The organism is Vibrio sp. 10N.222.47.A9, assembly GCF_963872585.1.
Lineage (GTDB): Bacteria > Pseudomonadota > Gammaproteobacteria > Enterobacterales > Vibrionaceae > Vibrio > Vibrio splendidus.
The window spans coordinates 20,169-44,716 of record NZ_CAWNBB010000029.1 but is presented as its reverse complement, the minus strand read 5'-3'; the positions used below and the strand labels follow the sequence as shown (position 1 = coordinate 44,716).

15 protein-coding genes are annotated in these 24,548 nt (G+C 45.0%); 8 read left to right on the top strand and 7 right to left on the bottom strand.

What is annotated here, in order from left to right; genetic code table 11:
- The first annotated feature begins 505 nt into the window (after window positions 1-505).
- The 3 genes from AACT19_RS07550 to ygjK all read left to right on the top strand — a co-directional run bounded on the left by AACT19_RS07550 (window position 506) and on the right by ygjK (window position 5,819).
- Window positions 506-1,939, top strand: a complete 1,434-nt coding sequence (locus AACT19_RS07550) for an amino acid permease (protein ID WP_017080740.1) — start codon at window positions 506-508, stop codon at window positions 1,937-1,939.
- Window positions 1,940-2,345: 406 nt separating this feature from the next.
- The gene (ygjJ, locus tag AACT19_RS07545) at window positions 2,346-3,410 is read left to right on the top strand and encodes a protein YgjJ (RefSeq protein ID WP_076645922.1); all 1,065 of its coding nucleotides are present in this window, start codon (window positions 2,346-2,348) and stop codon (window positions 3,408-3,410) included.
- A gap of 15 nt (window positions 3,411-3,425) precedes the next feature.
- Window positions 3,426-5,819 (top strand): alpha-glucosidase, encoded by a 2,394-nt coding sequence (gene ygjK / locus AACT19_RS07540; RefSeq protein ID WP_076645921.1) that lies wholly within the window; start codon window positions 3,426-3,428, stop codon window positions 5,817-5,819.
- 164 nt (window positions 5,820-5,983) lie between these two features.
- Here the strand turns inward: ygjK and AACT19_RS07535 are convergent, their stop codons facing one another.
- From AACT19_RS07535 to AACT19_RS07520, 4 genes are all read right to left on the bottom strand, one after another.
- Window positions 5,984-9,130: a beta-galactosidase gene (locus tag AACT19_RS07535; protein WP_076645920.1), complete on the bottom strand. Its 3,147-nt coding sequence runs from the start codon at window positions 9,128-9,130 to the stop codon at window positions 5,984-5,986.
- A 171-nt stretch (window positions 9,131-9,301) separates the two neighbouring features.
- Window positions 9,302-10,528, bottom strand: coding sequence for an ABC transporter substrate-binding protein (locus AACT19_RS07530; RefSeq protein ID WP_017095501.1), 1,227 nt, complete (start codon window positions 10,526-10,528; stop codon window positions 9,302-9,304).
- Between the two features lie 177 nt (window positions 10,529-10,705).
- A complete protein-coding gene (locus AACT19_RS07525) occupies window positions 10,706-11,557 on the bottom strand; it encodes a carbohydrate ABC transporter permease (protein WP_004734435.1) in 852 nt (283 codons plus the stop codon).
- A complete protein-coding gene (locus AACT19_RS07520; protein WP_017080042.1) occupies window positions 11,557-12,477 on the bottom strand; it encodes a carbohydrate ABC transporter permease in 921 nt (306 codons plus the stop codon). Before AACT19_RS07520 ends, AACT19_RS07525 begins: the two co-directional genes overlap by 1 nt.
- 296 nt (window positions 12,478-12,773) lie before the next feature.
- Between AACT19_RS07520 and AACT19_RS07515 the strand changes: the two genes are divergently transcribed.
- Together AACT19_RS07515 and AACT19_RS07510 are read left to right on the top strand one after the other, a co-directional pair.
- Window positions 12,774-13,856, top strand: a complete 1,083-nt coding sequence (locus AACT19_RS07515; RefSeq protein WP_017087456.1) for an ABC transporter ATP-binding protein — start codon at window positions 12,774-12,776, stop codon at window positions 13,854-13,856.
- A 281-nt stretch (window positions 13,857-14,137) separates the two neighbouring features.
- The gene (locus AACT19_RS07510; protein ID WP_076645919.1) at window positions 14,138-15,478 is read left to right on the top strand and encodes an MATE family efflux transporter; all 1,341 of its coding nucleotides are present in this window, start codon (window positions 14,138-14,140) and stop codon (window positions 15,476-15,478) included.
- A 181-nt stretch (window positions 15,479-15,659) separates the two neighbouring features.
- On the opposite strand, the gene AACT19_RS07505 is transcribed toward AACT19_RS07510, so the two are convergent.
- Complete coding sequence (locus AACT19_RS07505) at window positions 15,660-17,357, bottom strand: solute:sodium symporter family transporter (RefSeq protein WP_017080747.1); 1,698 nt, start codon at window positions 17,355-17,357, stop codon at window positions 15,660-15,662.
- A 101-nt stretch (window positions 17,358-17,458) separates the two neighbouring features.
- Window positions 17,459-19,561, bottom strand: a complete 2,103-nt coding sequence (locus AACT19_RS07500; RefSeq protein ID WP_076645918.1) for an alpha-galactosidase — start codon at window positions 19,559-19,561, stop codon at window positions 17,459-17,461.
- 248 nt (window positions 19,562-19,809) lie between these two features.
- Here AACT19_RS07500 and AACT19_RS07495 point away from each other — a divergent pair, with 248 nt between their 5' ends.
- Complete coding sequence (locus AACT19_RS07495) at window positions 19,810-20,874, top strand: LacI family DNA-binding transcriptional regulator (protein WP_076645917.1); 1,065 nt, start codon at window positions 19,810-19,812, stop codon at window positions 20,872-20,874.
- A gap of 282 nt (window positions 20,875-21,156) precedes the next feature.
- Window positions 21,157-22,254: a phosphatase PAP2 family protein gene (locus AACT19_RS07490; protein ID WP_083717873.1), complete on the top strand. Its 1,098-nt coding sequence runs from the start codon at window positions 21,157-21,159 to the stop codon at window positions 22,252-22,254.
- 30 nt (window positions 22,255-22,284) lie between these two features.
- Here AACT19_RS07490 and AACT19_RS07485 read toward each other — a convergent pair whose 3' ends face one another.
- A complete protein-coding gene (locus AACT19_RS07485) occupies window positions 22,285-23,214 on the bottom strand; it encodes a LysR family transcriptional regulator (RefSeq protein WP_017088847.1) in 930 nt (309 codons plus the stop codon).
- A 101-nt stretch (window positions 23,215-23,315) separates the two neighbouring features.
- On the opposite strand from AACT19_RS07485, the gene chrA reads away from it, so the two are divergent.
- Window positions 23,316-24,461, top strand: coding sequence for a chromate efflux transporter (gene chrA, locus AACT19_RS07480; RefSeq protein ID WP_076645916.1), 1,146 nt, complete (start codon window positions 23,316-23,318; stop codon window positions 24,459-24,461).
- Window positions 24,462-24,548: the final 87 nt, after the last annotated feature.

Here is a 24,548-nt window from a genome sequence, read left to right as displayed (position 1 = left end):
TAAAAACCAACACCCGAAAATAAAAACGCCATTCCGTCAAGGATTTACTTCACGAAAAACGTTAATTAAATCGTAATAAAACCCGAACAAAAACAAAGGTAAAACATTAACTAAATTTATTTACTCAAGGTCACACATTTGATCAATTTTGATTAACTTCCCGCCGCTTAATCTTTAATCTTCTTGCTGAAGAGACGAACGAGTTCATATTTAAAAACGACAAAAAGCCCCTACAAGCCTTACAAATCGTCGTTTATGAAACAAACAATCTCTTTGATGAACCTCTTAACCTTTAACTCTTTGTTTTGGTAATAACTTTACTGAAAAAGAGGAAAGAAAAGCACTAAGAAGTCCGATCGTAAATCTATAAAAACAACAATGAGCCAACCCTGACAAAACAAAGCGGGTGTTTGCCAAACAAACATAACAATAAAAGTGCGGCCTAGAGCCTCCCTCTCTAGGACCAAGTTATAACGATCATCAACGTGATTCACCGGAGAACATCATGTCCGAAAATAAACGCAGTACGATAGGCAAGTTTGCCCTACTGTCTATGACCTTCGCGGCGGTATACAGCTTCAACAACATCATTAACAACAACATCGAGATAGGCCTTTCCTCGGCACCGATGTTCTTTCTAGCCACCATCTTTTACTTTGTGCCTTTTTGTTTGATCGTCGCAGAGTTTGTGTCACTGAATAAAAACTCTGAAGCGGGCGTTTATTCTTGGGTTAAAAGCTCTCTAGGCGGCCGCTGGGCGTTTATTTCGGCTTATACCTACTGGTTTGTTAACCTGTTCTTCTTCACCTCTCTGCTGCCTAGAATCATCGCTTATGCGTCGTATGCGTTCTTAGGGTTTGAGTACATATTCACGCCAATCACCACGGCGATCCTCAGTACCATTTTATTTGCGATTGCTACGCACATTTCAAACAATGGCGCGAAACTACTAGGCCCCATCACCTCACTAACATCGTCGCTTATGTTGTTGCTAACAATGTCTTACATCTTGTTGTCTGGCGGTGCTTTGATCGGTGGTATCGAGCCAGCAGACCCAATCACCATTGAAGCGATGACACCAAGCTTTAACTGGGCATTCCTTGGGGTAATCACTTGGATCTTCATGGCGGCTGGCGGTGCAGAATCGGTAGCGGTTTACGTTAATGACATCAAAGGTGGTCACAAGTCTTTCGTTAAAGTGATCATCATTGCCGGTATCTTCATTGGTGCGCTTTACTCGGTGGGTTCAGTACTAGCAAACGTGTTTGTGTCGCGAGAAGAGCTTAAATTTACTGGCGGCTCAGTGCAGGTATTCGAAGGGCTAGCACGACACTTTGGGTTATCTGAAATTTTGATGAATCGCTTTGTGGGCGTGGTTTCATTCACGGCGATGCTGGGCTCTCTACTGATGTGGACAGCGACACCCGTTAAGATTTTCTTCTCTGAAATCCCTAAAGGTATCTTCGGTGAGAAAACGGTCGCTCTAAACAAACAAGGCGTTCCAGAGCGTGCGGCTTGGATTCAGTTCTTGATTGTGATTCCACTGATGTTCATTCCGACACTAGCGTCCGATACGGTTCAAGATCTGATGAGTACCATTATCAACATGACAGCTGCAGCATCGATGTTGCCACCGCTATTCATCATGATCGCGTACCTTAATTTACGTTTGAAGTTGGATCACTTACCTCGTGATTTCAGAATGGGCTCACGTATGACAGGCATTACCGTGGTCTCGATTCTGATCGGCATTTTCACTGTTGGCTTCTTTGCGTCAACCTTCCCAACAGGTGCTGACATCATGACCATCATCTTCTACAACGTGGGCGGGATTGTTATCTTCCTTGGCTACGCGTGGTGGAAGTACGGCAAATATGAAAAAAGCTTATCTCCAGAAGAGAAAAAACTAGAAGCAAAACCTGAACCGGCGAACGCTTAGTTTTCCCTGCACTCACATTTAAACTTCAGGCACTCGCATTTGGTGAGTGCCTTTTTATTTGTCGGTACATTTCCACTAACCATCTCGATTAAATCAAAGCCATTCAAGAATCAAAACATTCGAACCAACAATCTAACCACCCATCAAACAATTCACCTCCCGAATACTTACAACCCTAGCCATACCTCTGCAAATTCAACTGAAAGTCAAAATAAAAACAAAGTAAATATTTACTAAAAATAGATCACACTTTTAAACTTAATTAATTTTAAACATCAAAATTATCATTAATATTGGTTTTGCGATCGTAAGTAACCTGACCAATACGCCTTGAAGAGCACCCCATATTAGAAGTCAGAACTGCTTGCGAACCTTCATTTATAAACCCGACACAGAAGTGATTAAAATGAAAAGTAGTTTTACTAAAAACACTCTTATTACAAGCTGTATTCTTGCTGCCTTAAGTACCACTGCCCACGCGGAAGAATCCGCAGCAAACCACAGTGATACTCAGCCTCCTCAGACAGAAACTGAAACCCTATTTAATTTTTATGGTGAGCTTGGCCTTGGTGGTCACGTGGCACTCGAAGGTGATGATAAAGGCCGCTACGCAGACGGTACTTACATTGAAGCTGGCTTGGCTATCGAGCACGGTAATTGGTTTGGTCTTGCTTATATGGAAGGCTGGACAGTACAAGCCGACGACGAAGGCAATGCTTGGGCAACGGGCCACGGCTGGGGCGGCTTTGAAGGTGGTTTCAACCGCTTTTACGCTGGCTACCGCACAGATAACAAAACAGAATTCATGATTGGTCGTATGGACTCTTCATTAGATGACGTTCAATGGTGGGGTGACCCTACGGTTGAATACGGCTACGCGATCTCAAACACGCGAGACGTGCACCTTGGTGTGAAGATTCAAAACCTAGAAGGCGAGCTTCGCTACAGCGTTTCTTTCGCGCCAGAGTCTGACTTCTCGGAAGACGATGCTCTTGTTCACTTCGGTAAATACGACAGCTTCGCAGACCAATGGAAAGATAAGAACGCCATGGTCAATGGTTACCTTCAATACGATCTGACCGACGACTTAACCCTAATGGGTGGTGGTGAAGTTCGTAACAACGATGGTGGTGAACTATTGCTATTGGGTGCTGAGTACAAAAACTTCGCCACTCGTGTTTGGCACGATACAGATAAAGGCAACCAAGAGTCTTTCGGTAGCGAGTCTGGTATTCAAACCAGTGCATGGTACGAAGCGGCACAAGGCGTTTACCTATCTGCAGCCTACAACTACGCAAACTTTGACGGTGACAATGGCGACAAAGAAATCACCTCTTACATCAATGCTGGCGTTTGGTATGAATACGGCAACGGCGCGTTTGCGACTGCTTTCGATAGCCGCTTTGGCGTAGGCAGCGACACTGAAATCGGCGACGCTCAGGTGTTCGCAATGCAATACTTATACTGGTAATAACAGGAATTGATCATGAAACTGAATAAATCATTCGCAGCTCTCGCTATCGGTGCAGCCCTTGTCGTTACTGGTTGTACTTCAAACTCAATCTCTGGCTCAAGTTATGACACAGAGCAACTGCAAGCCAACGAATTTAAGAACGTTATCGACCGTACTGGCTCACCTGAATACATGCGTGACTACGACTTCGATGACCACCAACGCTTTAACCCATTCTTCGACCTAGGTGCATGGCACGGTCACCTGCTGCCAGACAGTGCAGAAGGCATGGGCGGATTCCCAGGTACAGCACTGCTTACCGAAGAATACATCAACTTCATGGCTGATAACTTCGACCGCCTAAGCGTGTTCAAAGACGGCAAAAAAGTGGCTTTCACTATGGAAGCTTACAGCCTACCGGGCGCATTGGTTCAGACGCTAAAATCTGACAATGTCACGGTAGAGATGACGATGCGCTTTGCTTCAAACCGTACCTCTCTGCTAGAAACCAAAATCACTACCGACTCACCGGTTGAATTGGTGTGGGATGGTGAACTGCTAGAAAAGACGCACGCCAAAGAAGGCGTGGCACAAACCGACAAAACAATCGCTGAAACTTACCCTGAGTATGACCGTCAAATCGTCGCAACCGACGATGGCCTAAAGGTGACCTTCGGTAAGGTTCGTTCGACATGGGATCTACTGACTTCTGGTGAGTCTGAATACCAAGTTCACAAGTCGATTCCAACGAAAACCACGGTTGATGGTTTAGCGTTTACTTCAACGGCAAACATTGAAGCATCGACGACTATCTACACCACATACTCGCATGTTCTAACGGCAGAAGAAGCGCAAGCGGAACAGCCTGAAATCAAAAAGATCATGGCAAACCCTACCGACTTCTTAGCGGCATCAGCAGAACGTTGGGAAGGCTATCTTGAGATGGGTTTAACCAACCCGAACGCGACACCAGAGCAAGAGCGTGTTGCGGTTAAAGCGATGGAAACCCTAAACGGTAACTGGCGTGGCGCTGCAGGCGCGATGGAGTTTGACTCTGTGACACCATCCGTGACGGCGCGTTGGTTCTCGGGCAACCAAACTTGGCCGTGGGACACATGGAAGCAAGCCTACGCAATGGCTCACTTCAACCCAGATGTAGCGAAAGATAACATCCGCGCGATGTTCGCTTACCAAATTCAGGCTGACGATGCCGTTCGTCCTTGGGATGAAGGTTACGTGCCCGATCTACTCGCTTACAACCTAAGTCCAGAACGTGGCGGCGATGGCGGTAACTGGAATGAACGTAATACCAAACCAAGCCTAGCAGCATGGGCAGTAATGGAAGTCTATAAGACCACCAGCGATGAAGCTTGGCTCGAAGAGATGTATCCAAAACTCGTGGCATACCACGATTGGTGGCTGCGCAACCGTGACAACAACGGTAACGGTGTTCCAGAGTACGGCGCAGCACGCGACAAAGCACACAACACACCTGAAGGGGAAATGTACTTCACCGTGGTTCGTGGCGATAAGCACGAGACAATTATAGGCCAAGCTGCACTGGATAAAGTGATTGCTGAAGGTAACTACGATTACATCGAAAGCCCAGCACAAACTGCCGCGTCTTGGGAGTCAGGTCGTGATGATGCAGCCGCATTTGGTTTCATCGATAAAGACCAGCTAGACGCGTATGTAGCGAATGGCGGCAAGCGCAGCGATTGGGATGTTGAGTTCGCTCAAAACCGCGCTAAAGATGGCACGCTACTGGGCTACTCACTACTGCAAGAATCTGTCGACCAAGCAAGCTATATGTACAGCGATAACAAGTACCTAGCAGAAATGGCTGACATTCTTGGTAAAGACGCAGAAGCGAAAGAGTTCCGTGAAAAGGCTGAACACCTATCGAACTACATCAACACTTGTATGTTCGACGAAGGCACTAACTTCTTCTACGACATTCGTATCGAAGACAAACCACTAGCGAATGGCTGTGCAGGTAAACCGATTGTAGAGCGTGGTAAAGGCCCTGAAGGTTGGTCACCATTGTTCAATGCTGCTGCCACTCAAGCTAACGCTGATGCAGTTGTCTCTGTAATGAAAGATACAGAAGAGTTCAATACCTACGTTCCACTAGGCACAGCAGCGCTTTCTAGCCCTGCATTTGGCCCAGACATTTACTGGCGTGGACGTGTATGGGTAGATCAATTCTACTTCGGCCTAAAAGGCATGGATAGCTACGGCTACCGTGACGATGCGATTGAAATGGCAGGTGCGTTCTTTGACCACGCCGATGGATTAGTTCAAGACGGTCCAATCCGTGAAAACTACAACCCACTAACCGGCGAACAACAAGGCGCACCAAACTTCTCTTGGAGTGCGGCTCACTTGTACATGCTTTACAACGATTTCTTTACTGACGCAGAGTAAATCGAACCTTTTTACCTGTCCTCTGAGATTCATTAATACACCGGTTCAATAAGATACTGCGAATTAACAAATTTCAGGCTTTGGCACTCAGCGTTATGTTGAGTGCCTTTTTTATATCTGAAGCCAAATAATCGAATAAACAAGCATTTAAACTATTTGGCCTACTATGATCCTTTTACTCTATTCGCTGTACCTTGACCGTTCTCACCACAATAGAAGCGCACCTGATAATGGTAATGCTCTTTCAATAGTTTGTATTCATCATGGACACTTGGCGTCCATGAGTCGTCACCGCCAACCCCCATATGGAAGCCATCCACATAAACAAACAGCTGTTCTTGTTCGGTTAAATCACAAGTATGTTTTGCCTTCTGTAGCTGCTGTAACCCAAAACGACTGACTGAGAAATAGAAGTCTCCTTGCAGTTCAAATGATCCCACTTTTGCCTCACGAACATCACAACGCAAGCCGCAATCAGAAGGGAAAATATACGGGGTATGCATTTGTTCAATGTTCTGCTGATATCGCCCCATATGGGCTGACATTTTTCGATCTGGGTAGTTTTCGTGTGGCCCACGACCAAACCATTCCACCCCATCAGGCACATGGTTCAAAGCAAACTCAAAACCGACTCGTGGCAGAGACGGCAAACCTTTCGCCGCTTGAACATCCACATCTAACTTAACCTCACCATCGGTAAATAATTGGTACCGCCAAGTCGACAACAAACGAACCTGCCCTTCCACTGTGTGAGCAATGATTGCCGTCACCGACACCCCGTTTTTCTGAGTGATGGATGAAAATTCGATACACTCTGGAGTGAGTCTATCCAACCTCATCGCCTGCCAGCGTGCTATCCATGAATTGGGGTCGACGCGGTTTGCTTCACTGACACCGATATCGTTGTCTAATGGTGCACGATAAAAGTTATCTCGAAGACCACTCGCAAGCTGTTCCACCCCTTTGATTTTCCAGCTCTCTAATGTCCCAGATAATTTGTCGAACTCAACTTGATAAGCATCACCACTCACCGTCAGCAGCGCGTCGGTTTCAGTCACTTTCGGTGGAAATTGAGAGAGGTTGGCATCCAACATCAATTGCGGCTGAGTGGGTAAGGTCAGCTGTTCAATCGCCGTCACATGACCTTTATTCGCCCACGCAGTATTGGCATTTAATACTACTTCAAGATTGAGGTAATTAAGCGCATTGGCCGTATGAGGAATAGTCACACCATTAAGCTCTATCTGAACACTCTCGCCCGCACCAACCATCAATTCGATACAACCACCGCTCGTCACCACACCATTCTGGGTAACCGTCCAATTCAACGTTTCAACCCTGCTGGTCACAAATAGGTGTTCGCTGTGTACCTCAATCACCAGTGGTGATGCGGAAACCAGCTTGAACAGATAAAACTGTTGCGCCTTTTTCACTTCATGCAGCGTTGGATGAACCGTTCGGTCTGGGAATACCAAACCATTAATGCAGAACTGGCGGTCATTAATATCGTCGCTGAAATCACCACCGTATCCCCAGTACTGTTTGCCGATCGAATCGGTTTTGGTGATCCCTTGATCGACCCAATCCCAGATAAATCCGCCCTGTAATCTTAGGTTGTCTCTAAACGCCTGCCAGTATTTATCAAAGCTACCCAGACTGTTCCCCATTGCATGGGCGTACTCACAGAGAATCAGAGGACGTTGCTCGTTTGGCAGAGCGATCGCTTTGCGAATACCCACGCGAGGTGTCACTTCAGGTTGACTCTCAACAACAGGTAAATCCCAATCAACACGCGCATACATTGGGCACAAGATATCGGTCGCTGCTGTATCTGCCCCGCCACCTTCATACTGAACCGGGCGTGTTCGATCAGTTTGTTTCACCCATTGATACATCGCATGGTGATTACGACCAATCCCCGACTCATTACCCAACGACCAAATGATCACGCTGGCGTGGTTTTTATCGCGCTCCACTAACCTTGTCATTCGTCTCATGTACGCATTCAACCACGACGAATCATTAGACAGTCGACACATCGGAAACTGACCATGGGTTTCCACATTCGCTTCATCTACCAGATACAGGCCATACTCATCACACAGTTCATACCATAATGGGTGATTCGGATAATGAGCGGTTCTAACGGCATTGAAGTTATTTTGTTTGAGCAGTTTGATGTCTTGAATCATCCCTTCACGAGTCATGGTGTGACCCAATTCAGGGTGATGTTCATGGCGATTCACACCACGAATCAGCAACGGCTTACCGTTAACTTTGAGCAAACTATCGGTAATTTCAACACATCGAAATCCGACATCGTAAGCCTCACAATCGACAAGCTCATCATGTTCATTGAGCAATGACACCACACAACGATACAGATAAGGTGATTCGGCACTCCACTTGTTCGGGTTCACCACTGAAATACGGTGTTCAGCGACTTCAGACCAAGGCCCTTTCTCATCCACAATTCGCTCACCAAAGCCCACGATTTGAGGTTCACAAACCAACTGTCCTTGAGCATCATAAAGTTCAGCTCTCAGCTTATCGCAGACTTCTATATCATTGCTGTGCTTGGTTATTTTCGTAGAAATATTTAAAACAGCATCGCGATAGCAAGCATCTAGCTGCGTCTCAATACCAACATCCTCGATTGTGACCTTGGGCTTTCTCAATAAAGTCACATCACGGAAGATGCCACTGAGCCACCACATATCTTGGTCTTCAAGATAGGAACCATCAGACCAACGCAGCACCATGACTGCGAGCCTGTTCTCACCCACTTGCAAGTATTCAGATACATCAAATTCCGCCGGTAATCGACTGTCTTGCGAATAACCAACCCACTTGCCGTTGCACCACAAATGAAATGCAGAATTCACGCCACCGAAGGTCAGCCTATGGGTATCTAATAGCTCCGGTTCCGTGCAGTTAAAATGCGTTCGGTAGAGCCCTGTCGGATTATCGCTAGGGACGAAGGGAGGGTTATCAGCGAAAGGATATTTCACATTGGTATAGATCGGTTTATCAAAGCCTTGCATCTGCCAGTTGCTTGGCACTGAGATCGACTTCCATGAGGAATCATCAAAATGTTCAGAGACAAAATCTTCGCTGACCAACTCAGGCGAATCGAACAGCTGAAACTTCCAAACCCCATTGAGAGACAAGGTGCGTGACGAGCTCTTCCCCACAGCCTCAGCCAACGAGGTGTAACCATTCAAAGGAGCATGAGCCTCAACAACGTTATGATGAGTGATGTGTTGGCTTTCCCATTCACGGGCAGAGATGATTTGAGAGAAAGTTCTCATTGAGTGTTCCTTACGATAAACCGAATATAGTGAATCATTGCAAGTAGTACTAGGCAGGTTGTATTGGGTGCCTCTTGTGCTCAAAACGACGAACACTAATCAAATAACACTGGCAATGACAAACTGAAAAGGAAAAGCGCCGCAGCAAGAGTCGCTGCGGCAGATAACGTATTACTTAAAGGTACGCTTGCTCACCTTATCGAGTTTCTTTAAGATTTTTTCGATTCGGTCAGGGTGAACCATAAACTCTTGGAAACCTTTCATGCCCTCTTTGGCCATCGCAGGATCGGTATCACGGTCATAGAACTGAGCCGTACCATCGGTAGAAGCGAGCATTGCTACACCTTTATCTAAGAACGGATCAGACTTGGCTTTGGCTTTATTGTTGGTCGGAATTTGTAACAGCATCTCATTGATCAGCTGTTGGTTTTCAGCGCGAGCAACAAACTCTAAGAACTTACGTGCATCTTCCTTATTTTTCGCTTTTGAAGGAATGTGTAGCGTATCCATAGGCGCATCTTCAGACATAGGAACACTTGGATCGATCACAGGGAATTGGAAGAAATCCATCTTGCCATCTAACTCAGCAGGGAAGTTAGGCGTGATGAAGTTACCCATCAGGTACATCGCCGCTTTACCGTTGTACAAGAAAGGTTGAGCTTCTTGCCAAGAATAGGAGGCGTGATTTTCTAGATAGTAACCAGGCTCAACAAGCTCAGCCCAGTTCGCGAAGGTTTTCTTCACACGTTCGTCAGAATAAGGCACCTTGCCTTCCATCAACTGAATATGGAAATCCAAGCCGTTGGTACGCATGTTGATGTAATCAAACCAACCCGCAGCAGTCCACAAGTACTTAGTACCAATCGCAAACGGTGCTACACCATTTTCTTTCAGCGTTGCCGATGCCGATTTCAGATCATCCCATGTTTTAGGTTCAGCAATTCCATACTGTTCAAAGATGTCTTTTCGGTAGTAGATACCCCATTGGTAATACGTGTATGGCACACCAAATTGCTTGCCATTTACCGTCATTGCAGGTGCGGCTGACGCGAAGTCTTGCTTCATGTTGTTGTCAGTCCAAATATCACTCACATCTTCAAACAGGCCGCGGTCAACAAAGGCTTTCATTCGGTTACCCGCATACCAAAAAACCACGTCCGGCGGCGAAGTGACCAACCAATTACGAATCGTTGTTTTGTACGACTCGTGATCGTACAAATTGTACTTAACCGTAATATCTGGGTTTTCTTTTTCAAAGCGGTTAATGATCTCACCCCACGCCTCTTTCGGCGCTGGATCAGAAGCATCAGAGTTGATGACTAAGGTGCCAGCAAACGATGTTGCAGACATGGAGGCAGCGAGCACTGCAGAGGCAGCGATATGTTTCACGTATTTCATATTGAGGTCCTTGTTATGGAGCTAAGCTCTCTAAGTCCAATTCTTATTGTTTTCTCTCGTAGGGTTGTTCGTGTTTTAGTTTCTCTTCAATGATTCATCCATTCGGGATGTCGGTAGCAATAACGGCTTATAACAGCCGATATTGCTAGGTTCGTGTATCGATTCTTATCTCGTTATTTACCCTTTGGTCGCACCTAATGTCAGACCTGCGATAAAGTGCTTTTGCATGGTAAAAAACAGTACTACCGGTGGGATAGCCGCAACCACTGCACCCGCCGACATAAACTGCCAAGACGCCAGCCATTGGCCTTGCAGTGAGCTCAAACCCGCAGTTACAGGACGAACGTCATCACTCTGAACCAGTACTAGAGCCCAGAAGAAATCGTTCCAAATAAAGGTAAACACCAACACGGCTAACGCCGCTAAAGCTGGGCGAACCAAAGGCAGTACGACATGCCAGAATATTTTCCATTCGCTGACTCCCTCCACACGCGCCGCTTCGATCAAGGCATCTGGGATCCCGACGATAAAGTTACGCATGAACAAGGTACAAAATCCGGCTTGAAAAGCGATATGGAAGAAAATCAGCGCCCAATGGGTATCGTAAAGGCCAAGTCCAATCGTTAAATCACGCACTGGAATCATCAAAATTTGGAACGGAACAAAGTTGCCCGCAATAAACATCGCAAATATCCAAACGTTGGCTTTGAAGTTGTATTTCGCCAAGGCATACCCAGCCAGAGTCGAGAGTGCGACAGCCCCTGCGACCGCTGGCAGTGTGATGATCAAGCTATTGATTAGGTACTGCCCCATTGAGGTCGAGGTAAAAACTTGGGTGTAGTTCTCAATAAACTGAATCTCACTCGGCCAGCCCCAGTAATTACCTTTGTTGATGTCATCCATTGAACGAATTGACGTCATCATCACGGCGATAAGCGGTAACAACCACATCACGATCGAGATAGGTAACGCCACTCGGTAGCTGATATTAGTAAAGCGACCGGCTTTTTGAATTGGTTGCGGAAACATTATTTTTCACTCCTTAACATGCGCCACAAGAAATAAGCGATATAGATATCCATAATCAGAAACAGCACCACAGAAACCGCTGCACCGTAACCCATTCGATAGTTAAAGATAGACTCTTCATACATTTGATACGCCAGTACCGTCGAGCTGCCCCAAGGTCCACCCGCCGTCATGGTTGCCACTAAATCGAAAGAACGCAGGGCACCTATCACGGTCACGACCACGGCAATAAACGTCGCAGGTCTTAGTTGAGGCAACACCACATACCAGAGCATGCGCCACTTCTTTGCACCATCCAGTCGCGCCGCTTCTAATTGCTCTGGGTCGAGGTTGTTCAACCCCGTGAGATACAAGATCATGCAGTAAGAAATTTGTGGCCATAGGCCAGCGGCAATGATCCCGTAGGTAACATAGTCTTCGTCAGCGAGTATTGAAACGGGCTCAAAACCGAAGGTACCCAATACCATATTGAAAAGACCAAATGACGGGTCATAAAACCAAGAAAATACTAGGCCGACCACCACTTGAGAAATAACAAAGGGGAAAAAGAATAAGGATTTTACGACACGAATGCCTTTCACTTGTTGGTTTAAGAAAAGGGCAATCGCCAAGCCACACGGTGGCGCAAGCATAAAGAAGATCAACCAAAGGAAGTTATTCGTTAACGAAGTATAAAAAGCATCTGAGTCAAAAAGCTCACGATAGTTCTCAAGCCCCACCCACTCTTTTTCGCCTAACCCATCCCACTCAAAGAAGCTCAGCCAGATACTGTCCAAGATGGGGTAGATAACATAGAGAGAGAAGATAGCGATGGCTGGCGCCAAGAACAGCCAAGGCGACACCTTAGAACTAATGCGCCTTTTCTTTTTCGCCGATGGGATGCGATTTTCTGGGTATATCGTTTTCACAGATTGCTCCATTTCCCGAAATTCCTTGTATTAAAAGCTTCATTTACTATTTGATTAATTTCCACCTAGGTTTCTAAATTTAATCGAGCAACGCAGCATTTATAGTAATTACGTTCAAATATTAGGCTTATTGATAACATTGCGCACAGTTATGTTTTATTTTTGTAAACGTTTCCACAAAAATCAGTATAGATCGCCAAATTTATATGACCACGATCAATAAATCATGCGAGGCACCTAACAAATTTCTGATGAAAGCGTATGTTTTAAAGGCAAAGAGATGCAGTCCAACGAAGCAAGGAGAGAGCATGGCTGATATCAGCTTAAAACAGGTCATCAAACGATATGGTGATGTTCAAACGATCCATGGTGTTGATCTAGAAATAAGTAACGGCGAATTCGTAGTATTCGTTGGACCGTCTGGTTGCGGTAAATCAACTCTCTTACGCTTAGTTGCTGGCTTGGAAGAGATTACTGAAGGTGAGATCCATATTGGCGATGATCTGGTTAACGATGTCGATCCTGCCGAGCGTGGTGTGGCGATGGTATTCCAGTCCTACGCCCTTTATCCGCATATGACGGTTGAAGAAAACATGGGCTTTGGCCTGAAAATGAACGGGGTAGCTAAAGAAGTCGTCGAGAAACAAGTCACGAGTGCAGCGAAAACGCTTCAACTAGATCCTTTATTGAAGCGTAAACCTAAAGAACTGTCAGGTGGACAACGTCAGCGTGTTGCTATCGGTCGAGCAATTGTTCGCAACCCAAGAGTGTTCTTATTCGACGAGCCTTTATCAAACTTAGATGCTGAACTTCGTGTCGATATGCGCTTACAAATCGCCAAACTGCACCAAGATCTGCAAAATACCATGATTTATGTCACGCACGATCAGGTCGAAGCAATGACGCTTGCTGACAAGATCGTGGTACTAAGAGACGGTCGAGTAGAACAAGTGGGGTCACCTCTCGAACTGTATCATTCTCCACAAAATGAGTTTGTGGCTGGCTTTATTGGCTCTCCGAAAATGAACTTCTTACCGTGTATCGTGAACAGCACCTCAGAAACTCATGCCCAACTGACCGTCAATGGACTTAATAAAATGACTCTACCATTGCCAAGTGATGGCCTTGCCGAAGGACAAAAATTGACTCTTGGTATTCGACCAGAACATTTGGAGATCAATGGCGAGTCAGATATCACGATTGAGTTCCAGAGCGAGGTCGTAGAAAGGCTTGGCAACAGCACTTATATGTTTGGCCAATCATGTGGCGTTGATAGCTTTAAGGTCCACCTACCTGGCGATCAGGAAGTCGCACGCTATCAGTCTCTCAATTTAAATTTCGCATCAAAAGATTGCCATCTGTTTGATGCTGAAGGTCAGCGTATTAACTAGGCTTTAAAAACGGTAGAGCTAGCTCGATGTCGCTAGCTTTACCACTTCATTTCAAACTCATTTCTTGTGCTACTTTTAAGTAGTTAAACGCTTCCACTTTCTTCCTCTTTACCTTATGAAACATCTCTCAAAAGTTTCATAACTCACACCTAAATGTTGGCCTCTGAAGGCTTATTCGAACTTTATTTACCCTTAATAGCTATCCGGACATTAATTTGATAGTCGTTTACTCAATAATGGCTAAACTATAGTGTCGCTTACCCCTTTCTGAGAAAACCCAAATGCCTAATGCTGATTCCACCCTAAATAAACGCATGGGAATCGTTGCGCTCACCTGGCCAATTTTTATCGAAGTTCTTCTAAGAACCGCACTCAACACCAGTGATGTATTCATGTTATCGGGGTACTCAGACAAAGCCGTGTCTGCCGTTGGTGTTATTTCTCAGATATCTTTTTTCCTGATCATTGTCTCGACCATGGTCAGCAGCGGTACAGGCATCCTAATCGCACAATATAACGGTGCCTCTCGCACTCAAGAGAGCGCTCATGTGGGCGTGGCGAGCATTATCTTGGCCATTATTACCGGTGTGTTACTCAGTATTATTGCAATTCTTGGTGCTGAATATTTTATTCCGCTCTACCAGCTGGAAGCTCAAGTCGAACAGTACGCTCAAGAGTATCTGTTTATCAGTGGTGCTCTCACCTTTAATGTCACGATAGGTGTCGTTCTCACCACGATTCTACGCAGCCATGGCTATTCAAAATCACCGATGGTCATCAACATGATTGCAGGTGTTATCAACATCTTCGGCAACTACTGCGCACTTTACCAACCTTTCGGGTTGCCAGTGTACGGCGTACAAGGGGTTGCAACGGCGACAGTCATTAGCCAAATGATCGGCTTATTGATCTTAATCGGTGTCGTAAGAAACAAAGGCATTGACCTACCGATGAAACAGTTCAAATCTGTGCCTAAAGCTATCTATCAAAAAATCATGAAGATCGGCTCTATGAATGCTGGAGAAGTACTCTCTTACAACATGGCGCAGATCAGCATTACCTTCTTTGTGGTGCAGATGGGAACGTCTTCACTGGCCGCGTTTACTTACGCACAAAACATCGCACGTCTCTCTTTTGCCTTTGCCTTAGCCATCGGCCAAGGTAGCCAAATCCAAACGGGTTATTACATTGGTAAAGGTTGGATAGATGAGATAGCCAACCGTGTACAACGATACTTTGTAGTAGGCTTTATCGCCTCTATCACCATTACCTGCGTGGTCTATATTTTCCGATTCGAGATTTTGGATTTATTCACTCAAGACCCAGAGATCATCGCACTGACTGCCGCACTCATCGCAGGCTCGATACTATTAGAAGCTGGTCGCGTGTTTAACCTAATTTTCATTTCTTGCTTAAAAGCCGCAGGCGATATTAAGTTCCCTATCAAAATGGGCATTCTCAGTATGTGGGGCATTGGCGTTGCGATGAGTTATTTACTTGGTGTGCATTGGGGTTATGGCGTATTTGGTGCTTGGATGGCAATCGCGATGGACGAATGGTTCCGCGGATTGATCATGGTTCGTCGCTGGCGAGCGAAGAAATGGACTCGTTTTTCTTTGTAAATTTGTAAGTAGTCAGTAGTCAGTAGTCAGTAGTCAGTAGTCAGACAATAACCAATCATAAAAACAATATGTTAGGCATCTCATTCATTACAATTGAGATGCCTTTTTAGTTATTGGCCTACTATGATCCTTTTACTTATCAAGCTCATTTTAAAAGAACGAATAGCAGGCTCAGTGGAGGTTATGCGGCAGCTTCAAGCGCTTTCTTACGCTTTGCTAATCGGCCAAAAATACCGACTAACATTACAATGCCGCACACACCGTACACCTGCATGATGGTTGGATCATCCGAGACAAAACCAACATCAGAGAACATCACGTAAGCACCTAATACCATGTAGAGAATGATAGCCGAAGCTTCGAAACGGAATGCCCAAGGCGTAACATCAATGTTTTCATTCACAGGCATCACATAATCATCTTCACGTGGCATAAAGTAGCCAATGATGAACATCAGCGCTGTACATACAACAAACAGAATCGCCAATTGGTGTAAGAAGTGAATAGGTGTTTTGAACACTAACTGCATCGCAGCGTATGAACTTACAAATACCACCAATGCCACTTTAGCCGCTAGAGCTGGCACACGTTTAGAGATGTAACCCACAAACACGATAGTGAAGATTGGCACACTGAAGAAGCCAGCTACCATTTGTAGGTACTGGAACAAACCTTCTGGTGCGTACATGATGAATGGTGCGATACATACCGAGATAATCGCGATCACAACGCCAAAGATACGTCCTTTACCCACCAGCTCTTCGTCCGTTTTTCCTTGACCAAACAAAGGCTTGTAGACATTCAATGCAAATAGAGTGGTCGAACTGTTAAGCACACCATTAAATGTACTTAGGATGGCACCAAACATAACCGCGACAAAGAAGCCAACCAACGGCTTAGGCAAAACTTCGTTTACCAAGCGCGTGTACATGGTGTCTGGATTACCGGCATCTGCACCAAACATGTGGAATGCGATGATGCCTGGAATGATTAGGAACAGCGGAGAGATAACCTTAATCGCACCAGCAAGAATCACCCCTTTCTGACCTTCTTTTAAGTTCTTAGCACCCAACGCACGCTGGATGATTGATTGATCCGTACCCCAGTAGTAAAGGTTCACAAGTAGAAGACCTGTAAACAAGGTTGAGAACGGCAGTGGATCAGTCTCTGTACCAACCGATTGCAGTTTCTCTGGCGCTGCATAAAGCAGAATATCCAAGCCAGCACCAAAGCTGCCCTCGCCCAACACCATCAAACCAAACACGGGGATCATCATGCCGCCAACAATCAGGCCTACGCCATTAATCGTATCCGCAATCACAACCGCTTTTAGGCCGCCATAAATCGCGTAAAAGAAGCCAAGTAGACCAATCGTCGCCGAAATAAGGGCTATTGAACTAAACTCTGAAATATTTAGCAGAGCTTGAACATCAAAGATCTCCCCCAAAACAACGGCACCGGCATAAAGTGTGGTTGGCAAGATATTGATGACGTACTGGCACAAGAAAAGTAACGTCACAAACTTTTTCACCGACATGTCGTAACGGCTCTCTAAGAAGTCTGGAATCGTCGTTATCCCTTGCTTCAGGTAACGCGGTACCAACATCAAAGCGATGATCACCAAAGTGACACCAGAGGCCACTTCCCACCCCATGACACTCATGTTGTGGGTATAAGCTTGTGCACTCATGCCAACAAAGCTAGTCGCGCTCAAGTTGGTTAAAATTAGGGAGCTGGCAATCAAACCACCGGTTAAGCTTCTTCCGCCAAGAAAGAAACCGTCTTGTGAGGTGTTCTTGTCATTTTTAACTTTGTTGTAGGTAAACGCGACAACAAAACCAGTAAATAACAAGAATGACAGCAGAACTGTAATAGACATTTTGTTTTCCTTAAGTTTAGTTATTGCGGCAGCAATTCCTCGCTGCCGATTATATTTTTATATTTAGAATTTTATTTGTAGGGGTACTCAGAGTTAGCGCTTCATATCTTTTTCAGATGAACAATCAAGGCTGACTCTGGGTCTAGAATCGGTAAGGTCAATCCAATTTCCTTGAGGTTATCGCCACTCAGGGTCAACGTTTTGTCGAGCCATTGGGGGCGCTGTTTCATCAACTGGAAACTGGTTTTTGGCATGTCCACTAACTTCACTTGATACATCGCGTTGTCTTCCACACAGCTAATACGAAGTGGCGAAGGCAGAGCATATTCAGGCATCGCTAATTGGCACACGGTGATCAGCATTTCATCGTCATTTTCAACGCCATAAATATTCTGATTTTTGTCCGAAGGATCCATTCGGAAACTACGACCAGAATGCAAAACATGACGAAATTGCTTATGCAGTGAGATGTAATGTGAGAATGCTTGTTTCTCTTCCGGTGACTCTTTAACAGGGTCAAGCTCAACACCCATGTGCCCCATGAGTGCGGTTACACCACGCATATTGATGCTATGACGACGGTTGGTTGAGTGGCATTCTGCTGGGCCGATGTGCGCCCCCATCACTTCTGGTGGGAAGAAGTAACTCATGCCTTTCTGAATGGCTTGGCGTTCTAAGGCATCATTACAATCTGATGCCCAGAAACGATGGGTTCGTTTTAGAATTTCAAAATCGATACGACCACCACCTGAAGAGCAAGATTCAATCTCGACTTCTGGGTGCGCTCGATTTAACTCATCAACAAGACGGTATAGCGCTTTAGTCTGACCATGCACCGCAGCTTTACCTTGATGCCCAGGTTGAACCAACTCTCGGTTCATGTCCCACTTAAGGTAAGTGATGTTGTATCGAGTCAAAAGCGCATTGAGGCGTTCATACAAATAGTTAAAACACGCTTCATTTTGTAGGTCTAACACGTACTGCCAACGACCAGATGGTTGATGATACCCTTGTAAACCAAGCACCCAATCAGGGTGATTTCGGTAAAGATTAGAATCTTGGCTTACCATCTCAGGTTCAACCCAAAGGCCAAACTCCATACCCTGTTGGTTTACATGTTCAATCACAGGCTCTAAGCCATTTGGATATTTCACCTCATCCAAATACCAGTCGCCCAGTGCGGTACGTTCACCATCACGGCCCACAAACCAACCATCATCAATAATGAAACGTTCAACGCCCATCACGCCCGCTTCCGTTGCCATCTTCATGATGTAGTCAGGCTTGTGATCAAAATAGATCCCTTCCCATGTATTCAAATGAACGGGACGAGGTTTATCGGTTGGGAATTGAATAATGTTGTCGCGAACAAATTGTTGAAAGCGTTGCGCGATACCATTTAAACCTGAGTTGCTGTAACAGCCGAACAGCCAAGGTGTTTGGTAGCTTGCTTGAGATTCCAGAATGGATTCGCCTGCAAGCAACAACTCACCCGCTTGAACAAAGCGGCGACCATCGCTACGAACATCGGCGCGCATTTGGTGGTTACCGCTCCAGCCCAAATGAAATCCCCATACCAAACCATGTTGCTCGGAGAACCCTTGAGTGCCTGCAAACATGCCAGGGAAGTTTTCATGTGAAGTACGACCACGACGGTTTTCTTGCATGAAGCCACCATGTTCAAAGCGCTGACGCTGAGTTTGGAATTCATGACACCAACGACCATGGAACGTCATAAGATCGTTAGCATGATTCGGCAATGGCAGCGTTGAAGAAAGCTTGTTCAAGTAGTATTTGTTGCTGCCTTTATTGGTGACTGTCACACGTTTTTGGACAACGTCAGATTCGAAATCCAGCTTAATCTCTACCTTAAGATCCAGTTGAGCAACCTTGTCTTCAAGGAAAAAACACGCCTCTTGATCTTGAGCATCGTAACGAACGGTCTTAAAGACGGGAGCCCAATCACGCCCTTCTCTGTGACCTTCAATGCCAGGAGCGTTAAAGTGTCCACTGCCTAACTCAGGGCAAAGAGAAAGTGGCACATCCACATCAAGTCGAGCTTGAGAAATCGGTCTTTCTGTCGAAAGCAGAAGATCTTCATCAATACTTGCGATCTTTGCCCCCCAATGCAAAACCTCTGGAACACGTCCTGATTTAATGATCAAACTATGATTTTTACTCTTTAAGTGAATAAATTCGTTCATTACTAATCTCTATTGTTTTCGTAAACATAATATAGAAATAATAGTGAACTCATCACGCCAGATTAGTATCCAATATCGATAAAACCGTGATGTAAATTGGCTTTAACATTCAAAAAATTTGCACAAGATCGACTGTTTCCGGAAACATTTTTAATGTTTTAAAAGACATTTATTTGAGAGTGAGCAGAGTTTAGTTTGGTAAATTTCGGTAGGCTTATCTCACTCTAAAATATTCGATGAGCAGAGCGATGAGTATCACCTTTAAAGACGTAGCAAAACTGGCAGGGGTATCCACCCAGACAGTATCTCGAGTAACCAATGGCTCACAAGACGTCGCGGAATCCACCCGCAACAAGGTTAACGCCGCCATAAAGCAACTTGGTTATGTACCCAATAAAGGTGCTCAAATGCTCAGTCGAGCCAAGTCCACCAGCGTTGGTTTAGTCACTCTCGATATGGCACTGCATGGCGCAGCAATGATCGCAAATGGCGTACGAATGCAGGCTCATGATATGAGTTATGGCGTTGCTTTCTCTGTTGTTGCCGAGCCTAATCTCGCGAATACCCGTGAGGCCATTCGTGAACTGATGGCTCAACAGGTCGACAGCATTATTCTGAACGTGCCTTTAAAGAGTGCCGATGCAGAATTGTTAGTGGAACAATATCAGCACCTCAATCTTATCTTCATTGATGTCCCTTCTAACAGCCAAGTGAACTATGTTTGTGGTGATCATGCGGAAGGAGCAAAACTGGCGGCTCAACATCTACTTGAGAGCGGACGAACGGACTTCCTGTTGATCACTGGTCCGAACGAATCCAGCGCCTCAAAGATTCGTCACCAAAGTTGGCTAGCCGCGTTATCAGATGCAGAGAGTAAGGTGCAGTATCAATATCAAGGAAACTGGCAAGCAGAAAGTGGTTATCTTGGCGTTCGAGAAGCTGTCGCTAAACAAGCCGTATTTGATGCCGTGTTAGTGGCAAGTGATCAGATGGCATTGGGGGCTTTACGTGCACTGCAAGAACTGCAGATACCTGTCCCTGATAAGGTTGCGGTCGTCGGCTTTGATGGTATCGAAGACAGTGCGTTTTTTAATCCACCACTGACCACCATCAAACAAGACTTCACCACGATTGGCCGACAAGCTGTGGTACTTGCAGAGAAGCTCAACGCCAACTCACAAGATGCCTTACTGCAGCACCATATCGAAACGGCATTACTCCCAAGAGAAAGCAGCCAACCTAAGGTGACGGCTCACTATGAAAAACAAGAGATCGAGCAACTGCTAAAAAGGATTCAGACCCTTTTGCCATAATCGAACAAAAGAAAAAGCGCTAGGGGGAGCTAGCGCTTCAAGACCAACTAAGTCCGTTTAGCCTGGTAGTTTTTTAAGCTATATCATGAGGATATAACCAATTTTTTTACTTAGGTAAATCAAAAAGCATATTCTTTACGACTGCTTTGAGTCGTAAATTAAGTATAGTCTGGTTGTGAAAAATGGAAGGATTTATTTCGTTTATTTTTACCCCTGACACAAGGTTGAAAAGTAGAAAACCAGCTCAAATGAACTAACCTTTAAGCATGATAGGAAATCGTGATGAAGGGTTATATGGATTCAGAGGCGACCACCGACAAACCCGCACCTCAAAAAGAACAATCAAACTTGTTATCGTCTTTACTTCATGAATTCAGAAGAAACAAACTGATTCTGTATTATGTTGCATTTACGACACCGTTAACGTTAGTTGTTAATTATTTCGTGCCTCATGAAGTTCGATACAACATATATACCTACTTAGAGATCTTAGCCACTGTCTGTTACGTCACCTTTATTTTATGGGCGACATACTACTACTGCCATTTGTTGTTCAATCGAGAAAAAAGACCCACCAAACAGTTCATCAAGAAAATCAAAACTCTGTTGTTTCCAGTATCAAAGCCGATCTACTTTATTTTATTGATGCTCGTCTTAAACATCTCATTCTCTAGCTATACCTTCTTAAAATCAGTCATTCCTTATCTCAATCCATATTTTCTAGATCTCGATTTTTACCATTTAGATAAATGGTTGCACTTTGGCATTTCACCTTGGGAAATCACCCACTTTTTTTTAACGAATTCAATAGCTTCACTCGCCATCAACATCTTGTACAACTTGTGGTTTTTTATCATGTGGGGAATGCTGCTTTATTTTGTCATTTACCGTAAAGATGACCAACTTCGCAACCAGTTTTTACTCACATTCTTAAGTTCGTGGTTTATCATTGGGAACATAATGGCGACCCTTCTGTCATCAGCCGGCCCTGTTTTTATTAGTCACTTCAATGACCAAGATTTGTATCTTCCTTTGATGCAAAGATTAAACATGCAGAGCGCAGAACTCACTGAACGTGGCTTTATGTCTTTGTGGGCACTCAGTACTCAAGATGCGCTTTGGGCAAGCTACGTTGGAGGTATTGGAGATATAGGGACTGGCATCTCAGCCATGCCTAGCATGCATGTAACCATATCTGTTCTGATTGCGATGACATCATTCAAATTGAATAAGAAACTCGGTTACATAGCGTGGATTTACGCCTTTTTTATTCAGGTTGGTTCGGTGCATTTGGCATGGCATTACGCTGTTGACGGTTATGTCGGCGCACTAATGGTCGTTTTTCTTTGGCACTTGATAGGTTACATGCTTAGAAGATAGGCTAGATACTCAAAAGAAACCCACAATCAATCACTCAACAGCAATGACAATCTCAACCGCATGGGAGATCACTTTTCTCAAGTGAGTATTCTTGTCGTCTAATTGCTTTCCCTTACGATAAACAAGCTGTATATCAAAATCAGGGACGTCTATTGGCGGAGTGACAGCTATCAGTGAACTGTCTACATTAGGGGCGTTTCTAGCGACTAACTTCGGCACAATACACAATAGCTTTCTGCCACTGATCAATCGCTTTACCGTTAAGAAGTTGCTCGATGCGATTGCCACTTTTCTGGTGTAGCCTAACTCAGCCAATTTAGTATCAACTGCGGTTTTTAGGGCGCCATTAGGCGATACTAAGGCGTGCTCCACAGAGACAAACGATTGTAATGACATAGGCAACTCAACATCCAAAACGGATTCATCAAGCAAGCAGACATGTTGCTCGGTGTAGAGAAGTTCTGTGCCATACAATTTAGGCACTTCACCAAAACTGCCTATCGCAATGTCTAGCTTAGCCTCTTCAAATACCTGCTGATAATTGGTTCGATTAACGTTGAAAAACGCGACTTGAGAGCTTGGCGAAACTTGCTTAATAAAGTCAAAGATCATTGGCCCAAACATCTGTTCAGCGTAATCGGTCAGCCCTATTTTCCAGCTGCCTCTATAACTATCAACTTCGAACCTTTTGGACAACAGAACTTCAGATTGAATAGTATTAAGCAACGCATCGACGGTACTTGATAATTCAATGGCTCGGTCGGTCGCTTCCATCTTGCTGCCAACTCGCTCAAACAAAGGGTCATCAAACAGCTTTCGTAATCTTTGTAGACTATGGCTCATTGCAGATTGGCTAACATAACAACGCTCAGCCGCTTTGCTCACACTGTTCGTTTTATACAATGCCTGTAGTGCAATCAACAAGTTAAGGTCGATTCCTTTCCAGTTAAAATCAGCCATACATACGAACCCATTTCATTAATAGTCATAATTAAAATAATTAATTTGAATCATAGTTCAACTCCACCTAAATTACGCTAAACATTTATCTGGAATCGATCATGCTTTCAATTTTTAAAACCTTTTTCTGGCTTGGCTGGATCAGTTTTGGTGGACCAGCGGCACATATTGGCTACTTCCGTAAAACCTTTGTTGAGAAACTGAATTGGTTATCCGACGAAGAGTACGGGCAAATTGTCGCCCTCAGTCAATTTTTACCGGGTCCAGGCTCTAGTCAGGTTGGCTTCGCGGTTGGTTATAAAAAGGGTGGCTTAACCGGTGCAATCGCTGCATTTGTAGGCTTCACCTCCCCTTCTGTCATCCTAATGTTGATATTGGCCTTAGTGAGTAACCAGTTGTTGGAAGCGCCGCTTTTCATTTCAATCATCCACGGACTTAAGCTACTCGCGGTTGTGGTTGTCGCTGACGCCACTTTCGGCATGTACAAAAACTTTTGCCAATCAAAGATAGCAACAGCACTGTGTGTGATCACCGCGATTGTTCTACTTTTGATTCCTGGGATCTGGCCTCAAGTCTTAGTGCTCCTATTTGCAGCAATCATTGGCAGCAAGTTCTTAACCTCACAAGACTTAAAAACAACGCCTTCAACACATAAGATATCCATAACTCCGCTTGTCATTTTTGTAGCACTATTGGTTGGTTTACCTCTGTTCAGTGCATATTCTCAAGGCATCGAAGTGTTTGGGTTATTTTACCAAGCAGGCAGCTTAGTATTCGGTGGCGGTCATGTGGTTCTTCCGTTGCTGCAAAATGGTATTGGCGACCAACTGTCTCAAGATGCATTCCTCACGGGCTATGCCGCAGCACAAGCCGTACCAGGACCGATGTTTACGTTGGCCACCTACCTCGGTTATGTATTAATGCCGTCAGCGCCGATTACAGGTGCACTGCTCGCTACAATTGCGGTGTTTTTACCGGGCTTCTTATTGCTACTGGGTGTATTGAAGAACTGGCAGGCAATTGCGAGTAAACCTTTGGTGGCTGGTGCTCTTACCGGTGTGAATGCAGCAGTTGTTGGTCTATTACTTGCGGCCCTATATCAACCCATCTTCACAAGCGCAGTGAGCAGCGGTGTAGACTTCGCTCTGATCATTGTTGGTGTTTGGCTACTGAAAACCGTGAAGATGCCGATTGTAGGTTTAGTTGGTACCTTTATCGCAGCTGGTGCGATACTTAACTATTTATAATTAAGTACTTAAATACCAAACTGAGTTACAAATAATAGCCCCTGATAAGGACACTCATCAGGGGCTAATTCATTTGTGCTATTTACC